This is a genomic window from Neobacillus niacini (assembly GCF_031456445.1).
Classification (GTDB): Bacteria; Bacillota; Bacilli; order Bacillales; family Cytobacillaceae; genus Neobacillus; species Neobacillus niacini_I.
Genome location: NZ_JAVDUQ010000001.1, coordinates 493,588 through 515,068, shown reverse-complemented (window position 1 = coordinate 515,068; position 21,481 = coordinate 493,588). Strand labels below are relative to the sequence as shown.

Genomic DNA, 21,481 nt, shown 5'->3' with positions numbered 1-21,481 from the left:
AGCAGAATATTTACTTCTCTTTGACATAAAAAATCCCCCTAAAGTAACGACAGATTTTTGTTTTTTCATCTGTCCACTTTAGAGGGAGCATATCAAGATTCTGGGCTTCGCTTTTGTTTGATATTAGCATTGGGTTACTGCATCGGCCAAAACTTTGATTTCTCCGTCTTGGATCACTGCTTCAACCTTCTTCGCCTCTGGTTGATCAAGAATAAAGTCAGCCATTTTATCTTCAAGTTGTTCTTGAATCACTCTGCGTAATGGACGAGCACCGAAAGCAGGGTGGTAACCAAGGTCAGCAAGCTTTTCTTTTACCTCAGGTGTTACAGATAATTCAATATTTTGTTCCTTTAATGTTTCTTGTAATTCAGTAAGCATTAGATCAACAATTTTGATAATATCTTCTTTTTCAAGGGTGTTAAACTCAATGATACTGTCAAAACGGTTTAAAAATTCCGGTTTAAAAAAGCTTCCTAGAGAATCCAGGATGGATGCTTCTTCAATCGCTTCACTTGTTCCAAAACCGACATGAATTGGTTTATAACCGACGCCGGCGTTACTTGTCATGATAATGACAGTATCTTTGAAACTTACCGTTCTTCCCTGACTGTCAGTTAGACGTCCATCCTCAAGAATTTGCAGAAACATATGCTGTACATCTGGATGGGCTTTTTCAATTTCGTCCAATAAAATGATGCTGTAAGGGTTTCGACGTACTTTTTCGGTTAACTGACCTGCCTCATCATGACCGACATAGCCTGGAGGTGAACCGATTAATTTTGAAACACTGTGTTTTTCCATATATTCACTCATATCGAGACGAATCATGGAATCCTTTGAACCAAATAACTCTTCAGCAAGTGTTTTTGATAATTCAGTTTTACCGACACCAGTTGGTCCTACGAATAGAAAGGAACCAATTGGACGATGTCTTGATTTTAAGCCGGCACGGCTTCTTCTAATTGCTTTCGAAACCTTTTCCACTGCTTTTTTCTGTCCAATTACTTTAGAATTTAGATTTTCTTCAAGATGCTTCATTTTGAGCTGTTCATCCTCTTGAAGTTTACCAACAGGGATCCCTGTTTTTTTCTCAATGATTTCTTGGATATGTGCGGCTTCAATAGTTGGTCTTCCGCTATTTCCCGCTTGATTTAATGCTTTTTCAAGTTTTGTTTCCTCATCGCGAAGCGCTGCAGCAGCCTCATAATTTTCTGTTTTTAATGATGTTTCTTTTTCAATCTGAATTTCTTTTAAGCGTTTTTCAATTTGTTCTGTGCTCTTATAATTTGAGTTTAGATTTAATTTGGAACCGGCTTCATCCAGCAGGTCTATCGCTTTGTCCGGTAAAAAACGATCTTGAATATATCGGTGTGATAATTGCACACAAGCCTGAATTGCTTCATCTGAATAGGAAACTTCATGGTAGTCTTCATATTTCTTTTGAATACCCTTCAAAATTTCAATTGCTGCTTCTGGTGATGGTTCTTGTACATGAACAGGCTGGAAGCGGCGTTCAAGAGCAGAATCTTTTTCAATTTGACGGTATTCCTTTAATGTGGTTGCACCAACAACCTGTAATTCACCACGTGCAAGTGCAGGTTTTAAAATATTACCTGCATCCATAGAGCCTTCTGCTGAACCAGCTCCAACAAGCAGATGGATTTCGTCAATAAACAGGATAATATTTTGGCGTTCTTGTAAATCTGAAATTAATTGCTTGATTCTTTCTTCAAATTGGCCGCGAATTCCTGTATTCGCAACTAATGCTGCAACGTCAAGCAAATAAACTTCTTTATTTTTTAATTTACCTGGTACTTGTCCCTCGACAATTTTTAAGGCAAGACCCTCAGCGATGGCTGTTTTACCGACACCTGGTTCACCAATTAACACTGGATTATTTTTATTTCGTCTATTTAAAATTTCAATTACGCGATTAATTTCTTCGTCACGACCAATAACCGGGTCAATAAGACCAGCTTTCGCCATTTGTGTTATATTACGTCCAAATTGATCGATAAAACCGCCGCCCTGGGATGGACGCTGACCATTCATTTGTTTTTGATCAAATGAATTTTTGGAGAAAAATAGCTCTTCAAATGGTAATCCAGGAAAAGCATTCATCGTTGGCCCGAAACCCGCTCCGATTGTATTTCTTTCTTTCGTATAACACTCATGACAAAGTTTCATTTCTCTTCGTTGTCCATTAATTGCAATATTAAATTGTACAGTTGCTTGGTTTTCTTTACACAATTGACATAGCATAAATAAAACCTCCTATAATTCACATTATGTTTGACTTTGACTAACTTTGACCTTATGACCATAGTATACTCTGACCTTTTTTGACTTTCAAGTGGTTTGTTTATGGAAATTATTTCTTAAATATTTAAGTCAGCTCGTCATTGTTTGTCCCTCCCGTCATATAGTTGTATAGAGGGGGAGATGATGTGAAGAGAAATTGGACAGCAGCTTTTCAGATTGCAGCAGTCTACGTCGGGACTGTCGTAGGAGCTGGTTTTGCCACAGGAAGAGAAATCGTTGAATTTTTTTCACGCTTTGGCTTCTTTGGCTTAATAAGTATTTTAATGAGCGGCTACCTCCTTGTTTTTTTAGGTTCTAAATTAATGAGAATGGCGGCTCACATAAATGCAAAATCGTATCAGGAGTTTAATGAATATTTATTTGGGAAGTGGGCGGGCAAAGCCATTAATATCATTATGCTTGTGATGCTTCTTGGTGTAAGTGCCGTAATGCTCGCTGGTGCAGGGGCCGTATTTGAAGAACAATTAGGTTTTTCGAAAAACTTCGGAGTCCTATTAACCATATTTCTTTCTTTTATTGTCATGATGACTGGTACGAAAGGGCTTTTTGCTGTAAATTCCTTTGTTGTCCCGTTAATGATTTGTTTTAGCTTATTATTAATGGGGTTTTCCGTGAAAATGCCTCATTTTATGGATCAATTTTTATTTATTCCACATGTGGATGATGGCTGGAAAAGTGTGGTGGCTCCATTTTCCTATACGGCTTTAAATTTAGCCCTGGCACAGGCGGTTTTAGTACCAATCGCAACGGAAATTAAGGATGATTGGACAATCAAGTGGGGAGGAATATTGGGAGGGGCTGCTTTGACCCTAATTCTTCTCTCAAGTCATTTTACTTTAATCATGCTCCCTAATTTTGAGAATTACGAAATTCCCATGGCCATAATTATGAAGCAAATTGCTCCATTTTTTTATTGGATTTTTGTAATGGTCATTTATGGGGAAATTTTTACTTCTGTAATCGGTAACGTGTTTGGTTTGGACCGACAGCTTAAGCAATATGTTTCGATTTCGACCATCACCTCTATTTCAGGGATTTTTGCCATTTCTTATATAATCAGCCTTATTAATTATGGAAAACTACTGTCATACCTCTATCCGTTGTTCGGATACATTAGTTTGATATTTTTCATACTGTTATGGATGAAACAGCTGCCTGATAAAGTAAAATAAGTTTTTGAATTCAATGGGAATTATTTCCTTGCTTTTCATTCTTTTTCCTATAATAAGGATAAGGTTTTTTGAAAAAAATAGTAGGTGAAAGGAGTGAATGGTATGAGCAAATCTCAGAGGCAACATGAAAGGGAATGGACCGTTCGAAAACAAGACCAGAATCCGCATGGTAAAGTGAAATCCAAAAAACAGATTTCAAACGAAATAGGAAAACAGCCATAAATTTAAAGTTGACGGGATTATTTATGCAATAATAAAGAGAAAAGGCAGCGGGCGGCTGCCTTTTTAATGGCTCAACATCATTTAATAAGCGCTTTCTTTTACAATCTTATAGTTTTTATGATTTACTACCGTTCGCTGGTCCAATTCTAAATCACGGTAATTGTCCATGTATGTTAGATCGACTATCACAGAATTTTCATTTACCTTTTCGACTATTCCCTGCAATCCACCACGGAATTCAATGATATTTCCTATTTCTGCTATTTTCATTTAGTCTCTCCCCTTTACCATACAGTCTCATATATCCCATTTAAATAACAGTTTGCACTACTTTTCCAAATTCGTAAAGGATTTTATTTGACAATTACGTTAATTTTGGTAAAAAAATTAATTAACGATAATAATAGATTAAATGTTTATAAAAATCCCTTATAAAAGAAAGAAATTTCCTCGGAAATTTCGACAAAAAACTATTTCTTTAAATGGATTTGCGATAAACTACTTTTGTAAAGGTGGTGTGTCTTTTTGAAAGAAGATTCTATAAACGAAGTATTGGAACGGTTAAAGTCTGGAACGCTTTCTGAATATTATATAAAGCAGGAAGATTTTATGGATTTCCGGCAAGTTCTTGTTAAAAGAAAGGATTTTAAACATTTCCGCGGGATTGCACAAAGAGGTGGAGACGTCCTTTATCAATATTTGGAAGTACCAAGAAGCTAATTAGAGTACATATAACCTAAATGAGTCAGTGAAAAGGTTAAAAACGGAGGGAGGGCAAAGATGATTAACCAAAGCATTTTACCAGCTTCCACAAATATGAAAGAGTTTGAACGATTTTTAAAAAGTTCCTATGAAATTGGAGTTTTCTTAGATATGCATATCGCTCAGTTTAAAAATATAAGTTTACTCGCAAAACAATATGGTAAAAAAATGATTTACCATGTTGATCTGATACATGGGATAAAAAATGATGAATATGCGACAGAATACATTTGCCAGGAATATAAACCTTTTGGATTAATTTCAACAAAATCAAGTGTAATTTTGAAGGCTAAACAGAAGGGAGTCATTGCTGTACAGAGAATTTTCCTCATTGACACCCATGCACTTGAGAAAAGCTATTCATTAATTGAAAAGACACGTCCTGATTTCATCGAGGTTTTACCAGGGTCCATGCCTTGGATGATAACAGAAGTAAAGGAACGTATCAGGATTCCCATTTTTGCAGGTGGACTTATTCGAACAACTGAAGAGGTGCAAAATGCACTGAATGCAGGTGCTACAGCCATAACGACTTCAAAACGGGAGCTATGGGATACATTTGCAGCCCAAAAGTAAAGTTTACAGATTAACCATTCTGGAATAAAAAATGATTGACAACGCTTACAGCTAGTTTATATACTATAATCAAGTTAATAAAATTGTGACGGAGACAAGGAGATTCACGCGAAAGACCATGATTTTGGTTTTTTCTGTGTGAATCTCCTTTTTGTTTTTTGTCAAAATGAACCACCAAATAATGAAAGAGGAGAGGTACAAAAATGACACCATTTATTGGGGAATTAGTAGGAACAATGATTTTAATCGTCCTCGGTGCCGGAATTGGAGCAGGATCTTCGTTAAAAAAATCCTATTCCAATAATGCCGGATGGATTGTAATTACCATAGCGTGGGGACTTGCAGTAACGATGGGAGTTTTTGCAGTAGGGTCGGTGAGCGGGGCACATCTTAATCCTGCTGTTACCATTGCCCTTGCTATAAACGGAGATTTCCCGTGGTCAGATGTGCCGGGGTATATTCTTGCCCAAATGATTGGGGCCATGTTGGGTGCAGCCCTGGTCTATTTACATTACCTGCCGCATTGGAAGGAAACTGATGATCCAGGAACAAAGCTAGGCGTTTTTGCTACAAGCCCGGCAATCCCACATACATTTTCAAATCTATTTAGTGAAATATTTGGTACATTTATTCTAGTCCTTGGTTTATTATTTATTGGAGCTAATAAGTTTACAGAAGGATTAAATCCGCTGGCGGTTGGACTATTGATTGTTGTAATTGGTATGTCTCTAGGTGGTACCACCGGATACGCGATTAATCCTGCACGGGACCTTGGTCCGCGAATTGCCCATTTTCTATTGCCGATTCCTGGAAAGGGAAACTCAAATTGGGGCTATTCATGGATTCCTGTTGTGGGTCCGATCTTAGGAGGCAGTCTTGGGGCAGTATTTTATAAGGCTTTATTTTTAGGAAAAGTTACTGGAGTCCTTTGGGGAGTTTTAGGACTTAATCTTATCGTACTATTACTTGCCTTTACAGCAGGAAAAAAACAGAGTGCTAACAAGAATTTAAGAAGAAAAACAGCTTAATAGATTGAAAATCAAATTTGGAGGTCGTGTCATGGAAAAGTTTATTTTATCATTGGACCAAGGAACAACCAGTTCACGAGCAATTTTGTTTAATAAAAATGGTGAAATTGTCCATATTGCCCAGAAGGAATTTACCCAATATTTTCCGAAACCAGGTTGGGTTGAACATAATGCTAACGAAATATGGGGTTCAATACTGTCTGTCATTGCTGAGGTTCTAACTGAAACCGGAACGAAACCGGAACAAATTGCCGGGATTGGAATTACCAATCAACGCGAAACAGCCGTTGTCTGGGATAGAGAAACCGGGGTACCTGTTTATCATGCAATTGTTTGGCAATCAAGACAAACAAGTGAAATTTGCGATGAATTAAAGGAAAAAGGTTATAATGGGCTTTTTCATGAAAAAACAGGCTTGTTAATTGATGCCTACTTCTCAGGAACAAAGGTTAAGTGGATTCTTGATCATGTTGACGGGGCACGCGAAAAGGCTGAGCAAGGCAAGCTTTTATTTGGTACGATTGATACATGGTTAATTTGGAAGCTTTCTGGAGGAAAGGCACATGTAACCGATTACTCCAATGCATCCCGTACCTTAATGTTTAATATCTATGACCTAAAATGGGATGAGGAATTACTTGAAATTTTAGGTGTGCCAAAATCAATGCTTCCTGAGGTTCGACCATCCTCTCAAATCTATGCGAATACAGTGGATTATCATTTCTTTGGCAAGGAAGTACCAATAGCCGGGGTTGCGGGCGACCAACAGGCGGCATTATTTGGCCAGGCGTGTTTTGAAAAAGGCATGGCAAAAAACACCTATGGTACAGGCTGCTTTATGCTCATGAATACAGGAGAAAAAGCTGTAAAATCTGAACACGGCTTATTGACAACGATTGCATGGGGTTTAAATGGAAAAGTTGAGTACGCCTTAGAAGGAAGTATTTTTGTAGCCGGTTCAGCGATTCAATGGCTTCGCGATGGTTTAAGAATGATTAAGGATGCGAAAGATAGCGAAACTTATGCAGCAAAAGTGGAAACGACAGATGGGGTTTATGTTGTACCGGCATTTGTTGGGCTGGGTACTCCTTATTGGGATAGTGATGTCCGAGGTGCAGTCTTTGGCTTAACGCGTGGAACAACAAAGGAACATTTTATTCGTGCCACACTTGAGTCTCTTGCTTATCAGACAAAGGATGTCTTAGGTGCAATGGAAGCCGATTCAGGCATTCAATTGAAAACACTTCGTGTTGATGGCGGTGCGGTTAAAAATAATCTCCTGATGGATTTCCAATGTGATCTTTTAAATGTTCCTGTTGAAAGACCAGTGGTGAATGAAACAACAGCATTGGGAGCAGCCTACTTGGCAGGACTTGCAGTTGGTTTCTGGGAGAGCCAGGCGGAAATTTCGAAGCAATGGGCGATCAATCGGAAATTTAATCCGAAGATGAACGAAGAGGAACGTAATCATTTGTACGATGGCTGGAAAAAAGCAGTAAATGCCGCAATGGCATTTAAATAAACTATTCTGTTCCACAACTTTATGATATACTAAACACAAGTTAATAAATTGGCAGGAGAATTTGGAGAGACCACAAAAACATTACTATTAGGTAATGTCTTTTGTGGTCTCTTTTTATTTTCCCTTTAAAATTTCGATGCATATTATAATAAGGCTTCTTATTCGGGAGGAAAAAATGATGAGATTTTCAAATTTAAATCGTCAAGAAATTGTATCAAAACTTAAAGAAGTGAAGTTTGATGTTTTAGTTATTGGCGGTGGAATTACCGGAGCAGGTATCGCCCTTGATGCGTCTTCAAGAGGAATCAATACCGCACTTGTCGAAATGCAAGATTTTGCGGCAGGGACATCGAGCCGATCCACAAAATTAGTGCATGGTGGATTAAGATATTTAAAACAATTTGAAGTGAAAATGGTCGCAGAAGTAGGGAAAGAACGGGCGATTGTTTATGAAAATGGTCCTCATGTTACTACACCGGAATGGATGCTGCTGCCGATGCATAAGGGTGGCACTTTTGGACCGTTTTCTACATCAATCGGTTTGCGTGTTTATGATTTCTTAGCAGGAGTAAAAAAATCAGAACGAAGAACGATGTTATCTGCGGAGCAAACCCTTGCAAAAGAGCCGCTCATAAAAAAAACAGGATTAAAAGGCGGGGGATATTACGTTGAATATCGTACAGATGATGCAAGGTTAACGATTGAAGTAATGAAAGCAGCGATTGAAAAAGGGGCAACAGCCTGTAATTATACAAAAGTAACAAATCTTATCTATGAAAATGGAATCGTTGTCGGTGTAATGGTCCAAGACCTGATAACAGGAGAAAAATTTCAAGTGCTTGCCAAAAAGATTGTCAATGCCGCGGGACCATGGGTGGATCAAATCCGTGAAATGGATCATTCGAAAAAAGGAAAAGTTCTTCAGTTGACAAAAGGTGTCCATCTCGTAATTGACCAGTCTCGATTCCCTTTAAAGCAAGCCGTTTATTTCGATACGCCAGATGGTCGAATGGTATTTGCAATCCCTCGAGATGGAAAGGCATATGTGGGGACAACGGATACATTTTATGATCAGGATAAAGCTCATCCTTATATGACTTCAGCTGACCGCAGCTATATCCTAAAGGCGATTAATTATATGTTTCCTGATGTGAAAATAACCGAAGAAGATATTGAGTCCAGCTGGGCAGGAGTTAGACCACTTATATCTGAAGAAGGAAAAAAGGCATCGGAAATTTCTCGTAAGGACGAAATTTGGGAATCAAATACGGGTCTTATTACAATTGCTGGAGGAAAATTAACAGGGTATCGGAAAATGGCAGAAACGATTGTGGACTTCCTTGCATCGAAATTTAATGCAGAAGAGGGAAAAAATCACCTGGCTTGTATGACAAAGCATATGCCAATTTCCGGGGGCGATGTTGGGGGCTCGACCCATTTTCCAGACTTTGTCGCAAATAAGGTAAAAGCAGGTCTAGAAGTGGGTTTAACAGAGGAAGAGGCAGAACAATTAGCGAAAATGTATGGTTCAAATATTGAAACCGTTTTTGAACTTCTTATTTCGAATAAAAATGATGCAGTTGATTACGGACTGCCGCTTACTTTATTTGCTAAGTTGATTTATGCCATCCACTATGAGATGGCAGCAACCCCAATTGATTTCTTTAATCGTCGTACGGGGGCGATATTGTTCAATATTCAGCTTGTACAGAAGTGGAAGAACCAAGTTTTAGCTTATATGGCTGATCAATTTGGATGGAACGAGCAACAAAAGCAAAAATATTTGAATGAATTGGAAAAAGCCCTCGTAAATGCCGTAATCCCGATTGATGAGCAGGAGAATGAATTTCCCAAGGCAGTTGGCGGAATTTAATTGAACAAATGAGGACCGCAAAAATTTGCGGTCTTTCCTTATTTATGTGAGCTTTATTACTGTTCAAGTGAAGAAGAACATGATATTCTATACTTTGTTTGGTTTTTCACAAACTATGCCTTTTTACTTGAACATAAATATGTCATTTTAGGAGAAAATAATTATGACCGAATTGTTTTATTCATTAATCAATTAACGGTTTAGTTGACTAAAATGAACAAATTGTATAAGTTTATTAGGCAAGCAATTTTTTAAAATTTATAATATTTATTGACATTCAAAGGAGTTTGATTTTACATGGCAGAAAAACAATTTAAAGTAACGGCTGAAACAGGAATTCACGCAAGACCAGCAACCTTGTTAGTACAAGCAGCTAGTAAATTCAATTCTGAAATCAATTTAGAATATAAAGGAAAAAAAGTTAATTTAAAATCCATTATGGGTGTAATGTCTTTAGGAATTGGTCAAGGAGCAGACATCGTGATTTCTGCTGAAGGAAATGATTCTGCGGATGCATTATCAAACATTGAAGCAACCTTGAAAAAAGAAGGTTTGGCTGAATAATGAGTTTTTTACATGGTATTGCTGCATCAAACGGTATCGCCATTGCAAAAGCATACCGTCTGGTTGAACCTGATTTATCCTTTGAAAAGAACACCATTGACGACACGAATACAGAGGTCGAAAGATTTCGTGCAGCAATGGAGAAATCTAAGTCCGAGCTTGAAATCATTCGTGACCGGGCAAAAGTAGAACTTGGGGAAGATAAAGCAGCCATTTTTGAAGCCCATCTTCTTGTTCTAAGTGATCCTGAATTAACTGGACCGATTGAAGATAAAATTCAATCTGAAAAAGTTAATGCTGAATTTGCATTAAAAGAAACAGCGGATATGTTTGTGACAATGTTCGAACAAATGGACAATGAGTATATGAAAGAGCGGGCTGCAGATATTCGTGATGTTACGAAGCGTGTTCTTTGCCATTTACTTGGTGTCCAATTGGTTAACCCAAGTATGATTGCTGAAGAAGTTATTGTAGTGGCTGAGGATTTAACTCCTTCTGATACCGCTCAATTAAATCGAAAGTTTGTAAAAGGCTTTACCACAAATATTGGCGGCCGTACATCCCACTCAGCGATTATGGCAAGGTCATTGGAAATCCCGGCTGTAGTTGGAACAAAAATAGCTACGGATGAAATTAACAACGGAGATTTAGTCATTGTGGATGGCCTTAAGGGTGAAGTACATATTAATCCGACACCTGAACTTGTGGCACAATACCGCCAAATTCATGCTGATTATGAGGCGCAAAAGGCTGAATGGGCTAAGCTGGTAAATGAAAAAACGGTTTCTGCTGATGGGCACCATGTTGAATTAGCTGCCAATATTGGAACACCAAACGATTTAAAAGGTGTTATTGATAATGGCGGTGAAGCAATTGGTTTATATCGAACTGAATTCCTTTACATGGGAAGAGATCAGCTTCCAACCGAGGAAGAACAGTTTGAATCATATAAAGCTGTTTTAGAAGGAATGAATGGCAAGCCAGTAGTCGTTAGAACTTTAGACATTGGCGGAGATAAAGAATTACCATATTTGGAATTACCTAAAGAATTGAATCCTTTCTTAGGTTTCCGTGCGATTCGGTTATGCCTTGAAGAGCAAGGGATTTTCCGCACTCAATTGCGTGCACTCTTGCGGGCAAGCAGCTATGGGAATTTAAAAATTATGTTCCCAATGATTGCAACGCTTGATGAGTTCCGTCAAGCAAAAGCAATTCTTGAAGAAGAAAAAGCGAGACTTCACGACGAAGGTCAAACGGTTAGTGAAAATATTGAGCTTGGAATAATGGTTGAAATCCCTTCAACTGCTGTTTTAGCTGATCAATTTGCGAAAGAAGTTGATTTCTTCAGCATCGGTACCAATGATCTTATTCAATATACAATGGCAGCTGACCGTATGAATCAACGGGTATCCTATCTATATCAACCATATAGCCCATCTATTTTAAGATTGGTTAAAATGGTGATCGATGCTGCCCATGCAGAAGGAAAATGGACAGGCATGTGTGGGGAAATGGCTGGAGATGAAACGGCAATTCCGGTTCTTTTAGGACTTGGTCTCGACGAATTCTCGATGAGTGCGACATCCATTTTAAAGGCTCGTTCATTAATTCGGAACCTCAAAAAATCCGACATGGAAAATCTCGCGCAAAAAGTATTAAATATGCAAACAACTAATCAAGTAATCGAAGCAGTAAAAGAAGCAACAAAATAATCTATCTAAAAAACCGGCTGAGAAATCAGCCGGTTTTTTTGTGTGAAAAAAGAAGGGATATTTAGACAAGTTTATAATTATAATATAGTATGAAAGACTTATTAATTTTCCAGTATAATGGGTGAACGTTACAAATCGTAAGATTAAAGCAGGGGGTAAAAGGAATTATGGAACAGAAACCGTTACATTTTGATGGTAGTTTACAACTAGACTCTACATTAACGGAGTCGGTGGTCAATGAACCATTCCATATGACCGATGAAATGAGAGTAAATATCGGTCGTAACCCATACTCACTTGATATAAATGAATAAGAAGCTGTTTTAAGGATTTGCCTAACGAGCAAATCCTTTTTATATCAATACCGTTTTAAGCAGATATTTTGACTGAACTTTAATTTTTATATAAAATTATTTCAGATTAAAAATATATTAATTCGAGATTTGTGAAAAAATTTGGTTAATTTCTATATTTTTGATTCAAACTAAACTATCAACTACACAACAAGAAAGGTGATTAAAGAATGGCAAAAGTTTTATATATTACCGCTCATCCGCATAATGAAACACAATCCTATAGTATGGCGGTTGGGAAGGCGTTTATCGATACGTATAAAGGAGTAAATCCCGGTGATGAAGTGGTTCATTTAGATTTATATAAAGAAAATATCCCATATATAGATGCAGATGTTTTTAGCGGTTGGGGAAAGCTTCGTTCAGGGCAAGCATTTGATCAGCTTTCCGCTGAAGAAAAGACAAAGGTCGGTCGCCTGAACGAATTGAGCGAACAATTTATCGCAGCAGATAAATATATTTTTGTTACTCCGTTATGGAACTTTTCATTTCCTCCAGTCATGAAAGCGTACCTTGATTCGGTTGCCGTTGCAGGAAAAACATTTAAATATACGGAAAAAGGTCCAATTGGGCTTTTAACTGATAAAAAGGCTTTGCATATCCAAGCACGCGGCGGGTTCTATTCAGAAGGTCCGGCAGCCCAAATGGAAATGGGTCACCGCTATATTAGTATCATGATGAGTTTCTTCGGTGTTCCAACCTTAGAAGGACTTTTTGTTGAAGGACATAATGCAATGCCTGATAAAGCACAAGAAATCAAAGAAAATGCCATTGCTCGTGCGAAAGATCTTGCTCATACTTTTTAAAACAGAAATAAATTTTAAGGGAGGCAGAATTACTCTGTTTCCTTTTTTTGTAAATTGAATCTTAATGGTAAAACAGCGATTATTTCGGCTTCGAGTCTAGGACTTACCTTTGCGATATTAACGTTTATTTCCAATAAATGATGGTTATGGTATTAATAAAGGGAGTGTTAGGATGCTGATAAAATTACGAATGCTGTTATTTGTATCAATCGGAATCATCAGTATATCTTTTTTAATAGGATGCGGACTGCAGTTTTCAGATAAACTAATCGTAAACCGTTTTGCAGATGCTTTATTAACAAAAAATAATGAGCTTCAGTTCCGTTTTCGTATAAACGACCAGATCCTAAATGACCATCAATTATATAAAGTTAAAGTTGCCATCCATAATGACAAATTAGCCGCCGCAATTGGGCAAAGAGAAATTGTATATGGTGAAGAACAAGTCATTAATGGCGAATTTTTAGATGCGGGGCAGAGGGAGAATTATATTTTTATGGACCCCATCCCCTTAAAAAAAGACTTACATATTCATGAATTGGAGAATATGATTGAAAATAAGAATGCTGTATCCATTGAGGTATTCAACAATCGCGAGGTATTTGGACGTGCTTATTTAACAAATTTTTCATCTGAGTTATAAATAGGAATTAACTTTTCTTTAGGCGGACACAATAAATATGTGCATAAATTTGGAGATTGAGCGCGTGGACCGGGTCGGTTAAAATGATCCGGTCTTTTTCAATACTTTTAAAAGAAATTTAGTGCTAAAATAGAGGTAAAATGCGGAGAGGAAGGATGTATTTGTTAACTCCAGAGAATACGGTAATCGGATTTATTGGAATGGGTGTAATGGGAAAAAGCATGGCAAGCCATTTATTAAATGCGGGGTTCCCATTGGTTGTTTATTCGAGAACAAAGGAAAAAGCTGCAGACCTTTTGGAAAAAGGTGCAATATGGGCGAAAAATCCCCAGGAGGTTGCCGAAAAAGCTCAGGTTATTTTTACTATTGTCGGTTATCCGAAGGACGTGGAGGAAGTCTATTTTGGTAAAGAAGGACTAATCTCTCATGCCAAAGCAGGAAGCTTTCTGATCGACATGACGACTTCAGCGCCTTCGCTTTCAATAAAAATATATGAGGCCGCAAAGAAGAACGGAATCCAGGCCATTGATGCCCCTGTATCAGGCGGGGATGTTGGGGCGAGAGAAGCGAAGCTCTCTATTATGGCAGGCGGCGAGCGGGATGCTTTTAATGAGGTCCTTTCAATACTTGAACACCTTGGAACGAATATTGTTTATCAAGGAGAGGCAGGAGCGGGTCAACATACGAAAGCATGTAACCAAATTGCGATAGCTTCCAATATGATTGGTGTATGTGAAGCAATCATCTACGCTGAAAAAGCTGGCTTGGACCCTGAAAATGTATTAAAAAGTATTTCTACCGGTGCTGCGGGAAGCTGGTCTTTAAGCAATCTTGCCCCAAGAATGCTAAATGGCAATTTTGAACCCGGGTTTTACATAAAGCATTTTATAAAGGATATGAAAATTGCTCTTGATGAAGCAGAACAGATGGGAATGAATGCACCAGGCTTGTCATTGGCTAAATCTCTTTATGAGCAACTTGCGGAAAAAGGTGAAGAAAACAGCGGAACACAAGCACTGTATAAATACTGGAAGAACTAAGGATTATCGCATAAATTCCTCCTGAAAAAAGAAACTAAAAGAGAACTATTAATAGGAGGAATTGAAAAATGGCCAAACGGACGAAAAAAAATGATCCGCAGCAAAAAAATAAAAAGGGATTTGACTCATCAAAACTGAATGAAGAATTTGCCCATGAAATAGGTTCAGCAGCCACAAATAAGATTCATAAAGATAAAGCAAAAAAAGAAAAAGCACCCAAGAATAATGGGGAATATAAAGGTTAATAAAATAAAAATGCCCTCACTTTACCATAAAAGTGAGGGCATTTTTTTTAAGAAAAGAAAATTTCGACATCGAGAATTGTCCAGATTTAGCGCCTGGCCCCTCTAGGGAAAAAATGAACTGCTTTTTTCCTAGGTCGCTTCGGCCCAGCCGATGAAGTCAAAGAACCACTTCACCGAAGGGCCTAAAGCCTTGTCGGGGCTGACCAAGGCGCTTGCGCTTTTCTTACAAGAACGGGCACTATAGGCCTGCGATAGTGCCCGTGTCTATTGATTTTTTACGAGAACGGGCACTATAGGCCTGCGATAGTGCCCGTGTCTATTGATTTTTTACGAGAACGGGCACTATGAGCCTGCGATAATGCCCGTCTCCATTGATTTTTTACGAGAACGGGCATTATGAGCCCAAGATAATGCCCATGTCTATTGAATTTATACGAGAGCGGGCACTATAGGCCTGCGATAGTGCCCGTTTCTATTGTTTTTATACAAGAACGGGCACTATGAGCCCGAGGTAATGCCCGTGTCTATTGAAATTATACGAGAACGGGCACTATAGGCCTGCGAGAGTGCCCGTGTCCATTGATTTTTTACGAGAACGGGAACTATAGGCCTGCGATAGTGCCCGTGTCTATTGATTTTTTACGAGAACGGGAACTATAGGCCTGCGATAGTGCCCGTGTCTATTGATTTTTTACGAGAACGGGCACTATAGGCCTGCGAGAGTGCCCGTGTCCATTGATTTTTTACGAGAGCGGGCACTATAGGCCTGCGATAGTGCCCGTGTCCATTGATTTTATAAGAGAGCGGGCACTATAGGCCCGAGACAATGCCCGTGCCCATTGTTTTTATACGAGAACGTGCACTATAGGCCCGAGATAATGCCCGTTTCTATTGTTTTTATACGAGAGCGGACACTATGAGCCCGAGATAATGACCATGTCCATTGATTTCTTATTTTATTTTATCTTTCTTAAATAGTTCTCTATTCCGTTCAGTCCTTTTTCCAATGTTTCCATAGAACAAGCAAAAGACAAACGGAAATAGCCTTCCCCATATTTTGAAAAAGCACTGCCCGGAACGACTGCTACCTTCTCTTCCTTCACAAGATTAAGAGCAAAATCAAAACTGCTCACCCCGGCCAATTCAGGTATTTTTACAAAAAAGTAAAAAGCTCCATCTGGTTTCACGACGGTAAATCCCATTGCATTTAACCGATTAAATACATACTCTCTTCTTTTTTCATATTCCAATTTCATAGGGAGGGCATCATTCATACCTGCGGTAAGGGCCTCTATTGCTGCTTTTTGGGCAATAGAATTCGCACAGGATACATTATATTGATGAACCTTTAGAATATGTTTGGTAATGGCCTCCGGCGCGAATAAAAGACCAATTCTCCATCCGGTCATCGAATGTGATTTGGATAAACCATTTATAACAATCGTTTTTTCTTTTAGGAAAGTGGCAATTGAACAATGTGGTTGTTCATACGTTAGTTCGCTGTATATTTCATCCGCAAGGATAAAGAGATCCCGCTCCTTACAGAAGTCAGCAATTTCCTTTAACTCTCCTTCGGTTAAGCTCACCCCTGTAGGGTTAGATGGATAAGGAAGGACAATACATCTTGTTTTTTCAGTTATAAAAGGTCTTATCATTTCTAACGTAAAGCGAAAATCGTTTCCTGTCACATCCACATGAATAGGTGTCGCTCCCATCATTCGAATGATGGGTTCATAGCCTGGATAAATGGGACCTGGTAAAATAACTTCAGTCCCTTCCGTTAATATGGTTCGGAATGTAATGTCAATGGCTTCACTGGCTCCCGTGGTTACAATCACTTCCGTATTGGGCTGATAATGAAGGCCATATTTCTTTTCCATAAAGGAGCAGGCCGCTTTCCTTAATTCAAGCAAACCTGCATTATGGGTGTAGGAAGTAAAATTCTCCTCAATTGCCCGTATACCTGCTTGCTTTACATGTTCTGGAGTTGGAAAATCAGGTTGTCCGATCGTTAGGGAAATTAAATCTTCGATGTGAGAAACCATATTAAAAAATTTTCTAATTCCGGAAATTTCAATATCTTTAACTTTTTGATTGATTAAATGCTCCAAAATTCGTTCATCCTTCCCATTTGTATCTATATGCCATAGCGATTTTGAATATAGATGGATTTGTATCAATATTCTACCATCTCAGAGTGTTCAAGCATAATAAAAAGCCGGACTCCTCCGGCTTTAATTCGTATATCTTTCTCCTAGTTTTTTAAAGACAGGTTTTTGATACGAGCGGCGGTTATTCGTATTTGAGGAAGACTGCTGGATTTCCTTGATCCCTGTATAGGATTGTAATAATGCTTTTGCAATAGTAAGTGAAAGATTTGCTTTTGGATTTCTTACCCTTTCATCCAGTTTACCTAAATGGGGTAGCTCCGCAAAATCTGATTTTGTCGGAGGAATATGAAATGTGTACCTCCCACACTCAACTAAAACATCAGATTGTTGCTGGCTGTTTCTAGGATGTTCAGAAAAATGAAGTCCTACTTTTTTGGCTTTACCTTCAAGAATTAATTTTTTTAATGCTTCATGTTTTAATTTGTATAAAAATTTGGGATTGATAGCTGTTTTTGCATGCCGATTTACAATAAATACAGCCTGAGAGAGGTTTTCGATGGTAAAATTAAGTTTGGTAAGAGGGTGTTTCTGGTCCGGGTTCAAAATAGGTTCTCCTTTCTGTATTTCAAAAGCATATTTATTATACACATTTTTTTATTAAAAAATAAGGGGGAGGCATGTTGGATTATAATAAAATAGCAATAATCCCCACCATCATTTCCAATAATATTTATATGGGTTATAAGTTCTTTGTATAAAAAGGTAAACTTATAGAAAATTTTACCGAAATAATATATAAATTCGATATATTCACTTATTTGAATTTATTTTAATTGTAAAATAGAAATTCACAAATGTAAAAACATTATTGTAACATTATGCGAATTTTTTATGTCTAAAGGATGATAAAATGGAGCGGCTAATCAACATACTATCGTCAAAACTAGGGACGGATAAAGTAAGTGTGAAAATTCAGAAAATAATCTTCGATATTATTTTTCAGCATGTTCAGGATATGGTTTATGTAATGAAGGTTGAAAAAGGACCCTATTTTCGCTATTTATTTGTCAATGAACCAGGAATGAAAAAGGCGCGGATTTCTGCTGCGGCAATCGGGAAAACACTCCAAGAGGTTCTTCCTTCGGAGTTAGCTTGCTCGCTTCAGATTCATTACGAAAAATTGCTGAAACAATGCGACAGCGTTGTATTTGAGGATGAATTTTATTTTAACGATGGAAAAAAAGTTTATGGCGAAACGGTTATAACCCCGGTTTACGATGAAAAAAATAATGTCAGTTATATTGTTGCCGTTACAAGGGATATAACGGAATGGAAAATTGAAAGAATTAAATTAATGGAAAGTGAGCAAAGATACCGGTCTATCATTGATCATAATTTAGATGCCATTATCATGATTAGTCCTGAAGGGGAGATTCTTGACGCAAACCCCGCTGCATCGGTACTAACCGGTTACGAACAAAAGCAAATGAAGAACTTGTCCATATACAACCTAATGGATGATCATGACTTAGCTAAATCGAAGGATCTTATAGAAAAAACTTGTTTAGGTTTTGCGCTTGAATCACTTGAAATTAAGCTAAAACATCAAAAGGGGCATTTGATTATTGCGCATCTTAAAACTGCCCCAATTATTGTCAATGGCGAAATGAATGGTCTTTATGTTATTTGTAAAGATATTTCAGAGCATGCCAAAAATATGGACACGATAAAATTTTTGGCTTTTCATGATCAGCTCACTGGTCTATTAAATCGAAGAGCATTACTTGAACAATTAAATGAACAGATTTTTACTCCTAGGAAAAGTAAAAAAGAGTTTGCACTTATTTCCATCGACCTTGATCGCTTTAAATATTTTAATGATACTCTGGGGCATTTAGCAGGGGATGAAATTTTGAAAACGGTTGCAGGCCGGTTATTACAATTTCAAGATGACAACTGCTATGTCTATCGTCAGGGTGGAGATGAATTTAATATCTTACTTCTTCACTCAAACCATCAAACAACCAATTCATTCGTACGGAACGTTTTTTCTGCGTTTGTCCATCCTTTTTATTTTAATTCGAATGAATACTACATAACACCGAGTATCGGCATCAGTATGTACCCCAATGACGGGAAGGATGCTGAAATGTTAATTAAAAATGCAGATGAGGCTTTATTTCGTGTAAAGGAAAAAGGAAAAGCCCATTTTCAATTTTATCGAAGTGACATGAATACGAGTATCCCGATGGGTCTTACCTTGGAAACTCATTTACGTAAGGCGATTGGTAAGGATGAGTTTACATTGTATTATCAGCCGCAGAGGGACTTGGTAACAGGAGAGATTAACAGCTTTGAAGCCTTAATCCGCTGGAATAACAGCGAGCTAGGGTTTATTCCACCGAGTGTTTTTATTCCTCTCGCAGAGGATACCGGCTTGATTGTCCCAATCGGGTACTGGGTAATGGATCAAGCCTGCAAGCAAATAAAATTATGGAATGAGGCGGGGCATCATTCCATACGGATAGCGATCAATATTTCTCCCAAACAATTTCAACAGCACAATCTAGTGGATGTTATTCAGTCAATGGTAGAAAAATATCGCATCAAGTCTTCTTCGCTGGAAATTGAAATTACAGAAGGAATGATGCAGGATACAAAAGAAACTCTGCCGATTTTAAAAAATATAAAGGAAATTGGAATAACGATTGCGGTTGACGATTTTGGAACGGGCTATTCATCATTAAACTATTTAAAGCAATTTCCAATAGATGTTTTAAAAATTGATCAATCCTTTATAAAGGAAATCCCTGCAAATGAAAAGGATATGGCGATAACCACCACGATCATTCACCTTGGAAAAAGTCTAGGATTAGAAGTTATTGCTGAAGGTGTCGAGAATAAAAATCAGGTTGAGTTTTTAGTAAAAGCAAAATGTCATAAAATACAAGGGTATTATTATTCAAAACCACTGCCTGCCATCGAAATTGAGGAAAGGTTTTTAGTTAAGAAATCTGAATGAAAAATTTTTCAATGAATAAAAATCCTTATCTCATTTTAATTGGATAAGGATTTTTATTTGGATGATCCAGATCTAAGTGTGAAAATGGTTAATTCTGGCTTGGCCAAAAAACGAAATGGGAGACGTGTTGTTCCAATTCCTCTGTTAACATATAATGTTAAATTCCCGATTGAATACAGTCCCTCTGTATAAATTTGGGCAAATGGCGGGGTAACGAGGGCACCAAAAAACGGAATTTTCACTTGACCTCCATGACTATGTCCGCTGATCTGCCATTGGATTGGATACTTTGATGCGATATCTGCAAGGTCGGGAGCGTGGGATAATAATATTTTAAACCTATTGCCGGGTATATGTCTTGACGCTAAGGCTATATTGGGTTTCCCTAACATCGCATCATCTACTCCAATTAAATAAATGGGCGTACCGTCATCTAGTTTAATCGATTTTGATTCATTTAATAGGACTGTAAAATTTGCTGCCTCCATAATATTCCGATAAATGTCTGTACCATATCCCCCATGATCATGGTTGCCAAATATGCAAAACTTTCCAAGTGGAGCACTTAATTGCTTTAAGAGTGGAACAATTTGATTAATTTTATTATACCGATTCGGTTCATCCATTAAATCCCCTGTAAAGAGAATGAGATCAGGATTAAGGTTATTTATTTTTGTTATTAGTTTATTTAGCTGTTGGAGATTATATTGAAATCCCAAGTGGGTATCACTGAATTGAATGATCCTTTTTCCATCAAAACTTTTTGGAATTAAGGGGTGTTTGATTTCCAGCCTATTGGTATCCAGCAGGGCAGGTTCAATACGATTTGCATAAAAATATCCTCCTGAACTTAAGCCGAAAATCGTGAGAAATGCGCCAAATGAACGTTTCAAAAGGAATCTTCTTGTCATTTTTGTTTGCATTATTTCTTCAAATCCACCTCCCTTTTTAAAATAAAACGTCATTTCGTATTTTCTTTAAAATCGGCGGAGAAAGCAAGTGTTTTAAATAAAAAAATCTTTAACTAAGGCTCTTTTCGTAAACTTTGTTGCTTTTGGAGCTTAATAAGGTTCATTAACTAAGTTTGTAGGCAATTTTCGCAAATATTCATACGAAAAGATGCCACGAAGCATATAGTTATACGGGTTGATGAACTTATACGAAAAACAACAATCTATGCGAAAATAGCCTTAACTAATGCCGCTTAATACGTTAATATTCAGAAGTTGTACATTTATTCATAAAAAAAGGAGAAACCAATAAATTGGAATCTCACATGCTGTCAATAAACTTTCGATAGCCTTTTATTTTATTCTCATTCTTTAACGATTCACCGCGTTTATTTGTTATAACATTATTAAATTATATGCTTTTCAACAGGTCCGTTGATTTCCGCTCCAGGCGCTTCGCTTTCCGCGGGCGTGCCGGAGAGCCTCCTCGTCGCTTCGCTCCTGCGGGGTCTCCCCTGCCCCGTACTCCCGCAGGAGTCTTCGCGCCTTCCGCTCCAA

Annotated in this window: 20 protein-coding genes; 15 read left to right on the top strand and 5 right to left on the bottom strand. The window is 37.8% G+C overall.

The genetic code is table 11. The annotated features are described in order from the left end of the window. Nucleotides 1-123: 123 nt before the first annotated feature. The gene (locus J2Y67_RS02605; RefSeq protein ID WP_310170214.1) at nucleotides 124-2,262 is read right to left on the bottom strand and encodes an ATP-dependent Clp protease ATP-binding subunit; all 2,139 of its coding nucleotides are present in this window, start codon (nucleotides 2,260-2,262) and stop codon (nucleotides 124-126) included. Nucleotides 2,263-2,447: 185 nt separating this feature from the next. Between J2Y67_RS02605 and J2Y67_RS02600 the strand changes: the two genes are divergently transcribed. Together J2Y67_RS02600 and J2Y67_RS02595 are read left to right on the top strand one after the other, a co-directional pair. Then, nucleotides 2,448-3,494, top strand: coding sequence for a YkvI family membrane protein (locus tag J2Y67_RS02600; RefSeq protein WP_310170212.1), 1,047 nt, complete (start codon nucleotides 2,448-2,450; stop codon nucleotides 3,492-3,494). Between the two features lie 102 nt (nucleotides 3,495-3,596). Beyond that, a complete protein-coding gene (locus J2Y67_RS02595; protein WP_310170209.1) occupies nucleotides 3,597-3,716 on the top strand; it encodes a DUF6254 family protein in 120 nt (39 codons plus the stop codon). An 81-nt stretch (nucleotides 3,717-3,797) separates the two neighbouring features. Here J2Y67_RS02595 and J2Y67_RS02590 read toward each other — a convergent pair whose 3' ends face one another. After that, nucleotides 3,798-3,986, bottom strand: coding sequence for a YkvS family protein (locus J2Y67_RS02590; protein ID WP_026574693.1), 189 nt, complete (start codon nucleotides 3,984-3,986; stop codon nucleotides 3,798-3,800). A 255-nt stretch (nucleotides 3,987-4,241) separates the two neighbouring features. Here J2Y67_RS02590 and J2Y67_RS02585 point away from each other — a divergent pair, with 255 nt between their 5' ends. The 12 genes from J2Y67_RS02585 to J2Y67_RS02530 all read left to right on the top strand — a co-directional run bounded on the left by J2Y67_RS02585 (nucleotide 4,242) and on the right by J2Y67_RS02530 (nucleotide 14,840). After that, the gene (locus J2Y67_RS02585) at nucleotides 4,242-4,436 is read left to right on the top strand and encodes a hypothetical protein (protein WP_310170206.1); all 195 of its coding nucleotides are present in this window, start codon (nucleotides 4,242-4,244) and stop codon (nucleotides 4,434-4,436) included. Nucleotides 4,437-4,496: 60 nt separating this feature from the next. Beyond that, nucleotides 4,497-5,054, top strand: a complete 558-nt coding sequence (locus tag J2Y67_RS02580) for a glycerol-3-phosphate responsive antiterminator (RefSeq protein ID WP_310170204.1) — start codon at nucleotides 4,497-4,499, stop codon at nucleotides 5,052-5,054. A gap of 203 nt (nucleotides 5,055-5,257) precedes the next feature. Next, nucleotides 5,258-6,082, top strand: a complete 825-nt coding sequence (locus J2Y67_RS02575) for an MIP/aquaporin family protein (protein WP_310170202.1) — start codon at nucleotides 5,258-5,260, stop codon at nucleotides 6,080-6,082. 31 nt (nucleotides 6,083-6,113) lie between these two features. Continuing rightward, nucleotides 6,114-7,604, top strand: a complete 1,491-nt coding sequence (gene glpK, locus J2Y67_RS02570) for a glycerol kinase GlpK (RefSeq protein ID WP_310170200.1) — start codon at nucleotides 6,114-6,116, stop codon at nucleotides 7,602-7,604. 178 nt (nucleotides 7,605-7,782) lie between these two features. Further along, on the top strand, nucleotides 7,783-9,477 hold the full coding sequence (locus J2Y67_RS02565) for a glycerol-3-phosphate dehydrogenase/oxidase (RefSeq protein WP_310170198.1): 1,695 nt from the start codon (nucleotides 7,783-7,785) through the stop codon (nucleotides 9,475-9,477). A 297-nt stretch (nucleotides 9,478-9,774) separates the two neighbouring features. Beyond that, a complete protein-coding gene (locus tag J2Y67_RS02560; RefSeq protein WP_310170197.1) occupies nucleotides 9,775-10,041 on the top strand; it encodes a phosphocarrier protein HPr in 267 nt (88 codons plus the stop codon). Further along, the gene (gene ptsP / locus J2Y67_RS02555) at nucleotides 10,041-11,753 is read left to right on the top strand and encodes a phosphoenolpyruvate--protein phosphotransferase (RefSeq protein ID WP_310170195.1); all 1,713 of its coding nucleotides are present in this window, start codon (nucleotides 10,041-10,043) and stop codon (nucleotides 11,751-11,753) included. Before J2Y67_RS02560 ends, ptsP begins: the two co-directional genes overlap by 1 nt. A 167-nt stretch (nucleotides 11,754-11,920) precedes the next feature. Beyond that, on the top strand, nucleotides 11,921-12,067 hold the full coding sequence (locus J2Y67_RS02550; protein ID WP_310170193.1) for a hypothetical protein: 147 nt from the start codon (nucleotides 11,921-11,923) through the stop codon (nucleotides 12,065-12,067). A 209-nt stretch (nucleotides 12,068-12,276) separates the two neighbouring features. Beyond that, complete coding sequence (locus J2Y67_RS02545) at nucleotides 12,277-12,912, top strand: FMN-dependent NADH-azoreductase (RefSeq protein WP_310170190.1); 636 nt, start codon at nucleotides 12,277-12,279, stop codon at nucleotides 12,910-12,912. Nucleotides 12,913-13,084: 172 nt separating this feature from the next. Beyond that, complete coding sequence (locus J2Y67_RS02540; RefSeq protein WP_310170188.1) at nucleotides 13,085-13,555, top strand: hypothetical protein; 471 nt, start codon at nucleotides 13,085-13,087, stop codon at nucleotides 13,553-13,555. 155 nt (nucleotides 13,556-13,710) lie between these two features. Then, a complete protein-coding gene (locus J2Y67_RS02535) occupies nucleotides 13,711-14,595 on the top strand; it encodes an NAD(P)-dependent oxidoreductase (RefSeq protein ID WP_310170186.1) in 885 nt (294 codons plus the stop codon). A 68-nt stretch (nucleotides 14,596-14,663) separates the two neighbouring features. Then, a complete protein-coding gene (locus tag J2Y67_RS02530; RefSeq protein WP_310170183.1) occupies nucleotides 14,664-14,840 on the top strand; it encodes a hypothetical protein in 177 nt (58 codons plus the stop codon). 956 nt (nucleotides 14,841-15,796) lie between these two features. Here the strand turns inward: J2Y67_RS02530 and J2Y67_RS02525 are convergent. After that, nucleotides 15,797-16,951 (bottom strand): aminotransferase A, encoded by a 1,155-nt coding sequence (locus J2Y67_RS02525; protein WP_310170256.1) that lies wholly within the window; start codon nucleotides 16,949-16,951, stop codon nucleotides 15,797-15,799. Between the two features lie 123 nt (nucleotides 16,952-17,074). Further along, nucleotides 17,075-17,557, bottom strand: coding sequence for a YkyB family protein (locus J2Y67_RS02520; RefSeq protein WP_310170253.1), 483 nt, complete (start codon nucleotides 17,555-17,557; stop codon nucleotides 17,075-17,077). Nucleotides 17,558-17,861: 304 nt separating this feature from the next. Here J2Y67_RS02520 and J2Y67_RS02515 point away from each other — a divergent pair, with 304 nt between their 5' ends. After that, nucleotides 17,862-19,973 carry a sensor domain-containing protein gene (locus tag J2Y67_RS02515; RefSeq protein ID WP_310170181.1) on the top strand — a complete coding sequence of 704 codons (2,112 nt, stop codon included), beginning with the start codon at nucleotides 17,862-17,864 and terminating at the stop codon, nucleotides 19,971-19,973. Between the two features lie 53 nt (nucleotides 19,974-20,026). On the opposite strand, the gene J2Y67_RS02510 is transcribed toward J2Y67_RS02515, so the two are convergent. Next, entirely contained in the window at nucleotides 20,027-20,896 is an 870-nt protein-coding gene (locus tag J2Y67_RS02510) for a metallophosphoesterase (protein ID WP_310170178.1), read from the bottom strand. Between the last annotated feature and the right edge of the window lie 585 nt (nucleotides 20,897-21,481).

Excerpts from the sequence above, each read along its gene's own strand:
- J2Y67_RS02590 (WP_026574693.1), bottom strand. The coding sequence starts at position 3,986 with ATGAAAATAGCAGAAATAGGAAATATCATTGAATTCCGTGGTGGATTG.
- J2Y67_RS02605 (WP_310170214.1), bottom strand. The coding sequence starts at position 2,262 with ATGCTATGTCAATTGTGTAAAGAAAACCAAGCAACTGTACAATTTAAT.
- J2Y67_RS02580 (WP_310170204.1), top strand. The coding sequence starts at position 4,497 with ATGATTAACCAAAGCATTTTACCAGCTTCCACAAATATGAAAGAGTTT.
- glpK (WP_310170200.1), top strand. The coding sequence starts at position 6,114 with ATGGAAAAGTTTATTTTATCATTGGACCAAGGAACAACCAGTTCACGA.
- J2Y67_RS02535 (WP_310170186.1), top strand. The coding sequence starts at position 13,711 with ATGTATTTGTTAACTCCAGAGAATACGGTAATCGGATTTATTGGAATG.
- J2Y67_RS02595 (WP_310170209.1), top strand. The coding sequence starts at position 3,597 with ATGAGCAAATCTCAGAGGCAACATGAAAGGGAATGGACCGTTCGAAAA.
- J2Y67_RS02560 (WP_310170197.1), top strand. The coding sequence starts at position 9,775 with ATGGCAGAAAAACAATTTAAAGTAACGGCTGAAACAGGAATTCACGCA.
- J2Y67_RS02575 (WP_310170202.1), top strand. The coding sequence starts at position 5,258 with ATGACACCATTTATTGGGGAATTAGTAGGAACAATGATTTTAATCGTC.
- J2Y67_RS02550 (WP_310170193.1), top strand. The coding sequence starts at position 11,921 with ATGGAACAGAAACCGTTACATTTTGATGGTAGTTTACAACTAGACTCT.
- J2Y67_RS02515 (WP_310170181.1), top strand. The coding sequence starts at position 17,862 with ATGGAGCGGCTAATCAACATACTATCGTCAAAACTAGGGACGGATAAA.
- J2Y67_RS02540 (WP_310170188.1), top strand. The coding sequence starts at position 13,085 with ATGCTGATAAAATTACGAATGCTGTTATTTGTATCAATCGGAATCATC.
- ptsP (WP_310170195.1), top strand. The coding sequence starts at position 10,041 with ATGAGTTTTTTACATGGTATTGCTGCATCAAACGGTATCGCCATTGCA.
- J2Y67_RS02565 (WP_310170198.1), top strand. The coding sequence starts at position 7,783 with ATGAGATTTTCAAATTTAAATCGTCAAGAAATTGTATCAAAACTTAAA.
- J2Y67_RS02545 (WP_310170190.1), top strand. The coding sequence starts at position 12,277 with ATGGCAAAAGTTTTATATATTACCGCTCATCCGCATAATGAAACACAA.
- J2Y67_RS02510 (WP_310170178.1), bottom strand. The coding sequence starts at position 20,896 with ATGCAAACAAAAATGACAAGAAGATTCCTTTTGAAACGTTCATTTGGC.
- J2Y67_RS02530 (WP_310170183.1), top strand. The coding sequence starts at position 14,664 with ATGGCCAAACGGACGAAAAAAAATGATCCGCAGCAAAAAAATAAAAAG.